The organism is Pantoea sp. LS15 (genome assembly GCF_012241585.1).
GTDB lineage: Bacteria > Pseudomonadota > Gammaproteobacteria > Enterobacterales > Enterobacteriaceae > Enterobacter.
The window spans coordinates 1-1,256 of the sequence record NZ_JAAVXA010000034.1 but is presented as its reverse complement, the minus strand read 5'-3'; the positions used below and the strand labels follow the sequence as shown (position 1 = coordinate 1,256).

The 1,256-nt window shown below is 59.7% G+C and carries 1 protein-coding gene; it reads right to left on the bottom strand.

Annotated features, from left to right (window positions below):
- Positions 1–43: 43 nt before the first annotated feature.
- On the bottom strand, positions 44–1,186 hold the full coding sequence (locus HED65_RS22420; protein WP_502707164.1) for an IS481 family transposase: 1,143 nt from the start codon (positions 1,184–1,186) through the stop codon (positions 44–46).
- Positions 1,187–1,256 lie beyond the last annotated feature (70 nt).

Below are 1,256 nucleotides of genomic sequence, written 5' to 3'. Positions count from 1 at the left end.
GGGGACATGGTAGACAGGTGTTCGGGGACATAGTGAACACTTTTTAACATCCTTTACCCATGGTGATCGACTGTTTCCTCAGGTCGATCACCCCCACTTTCGTGCTGTACCACCACACTTCATAGCAGCCATCCTCCTGCGTCTCCTTCAGCCCGACCTGTTCTCCCCTGAACGCCTTTCCTGCACTCAGGCGGACTCCTTTGATGCTCAGCTTACCGCTGATATCCACTTTCCTGACCATCACCCCTTCGTCATATTCCGGTGCCGCTATGTTGCTGCTGTACTGCCGCGCAGACGGCTGATACCGCGTGGCCGGTACGGCCATATCCAGCGCCTCGTGCGGGCGTTCAAGGTTATAGACCGTCCGCCAGTGGTCAAAGGCACGCTGCAGTTCACCGCTGTCCGCGAACCACTTCCCCTGCAGCACTTCCGCCTTCAGGCTGCGGTGAAAACGCTCAAGTTTGCCCTGCGTCTGCGGATGATACGGCCGGGAGTGCCCCACCCGTATACCGTGGCGCATCAGCCACAGCTCCAGTGCCGTCCAGGTGCCGGTGGTGTCGCCCCACGGTGAACCGTTGTCCATGGTCATCCTGTCCGGCAGGCCGTAGCGTTCAAACACGCTGACCAGGTGCTGCTGCACAGTCTCACGCCGTTCATCGGTACAGGATGCCAGGCACAGGGAAAAACGGGAGTGGTCGTCCAGCAGAGTGAACGGATGGCAGCGGCCACCGCCAAAAGGAAAGTGGCCCTTGAAATCCATCTGCCAGAGCCGGTTCGGGGCATCATGTTCGAAGCGCCCCGTGGCGGGAATGCCCGGTGAAGCGCCCGGCAGCAGACCGTGACGGGCCATCAGATTATGGACGGTGCTGAAGGCAGGCATACGGTGTCCCTGGTCTTCCAGCCAGCGCTTAATCTTGCGGGCTCCCCAGCGTGCATGGCGTTCATGTGCCATGCGCAGCAGGGCAGTGACGTCGTCAGATGAGCGGTTCGGGGAACGACGGGGAGTACGGGGCCGGTCCTGAAGTCCGGAGGCGCCTTCCTCAGCCCAGCGCTGAAGCCACTTATAGCCGGTGGCAGGGGAAATGCCGTAGCGACGGCAGAGCGAACGGATGTTCGCCTCGTCCTGCGAGGCGAACAAAACAAACTCGGTACGTAATGACATGGTATCTCTCGCATCCCAGGGCATAAGCGACTCCATTAACGGGTTCTTATGCCTTAGTTGTAAGTGTCTACCATGTCCCCGAACAAGTGTTCAC

Coding starts and splice junctions, on each gene's coding strand:
- HED65_RS22420 (WP_502707164.1), bottom strand. CDS start 1,186: ATGCCCTGGGATGCGAGAGATACCATGTCATTACGTACCGAGTTTGTT.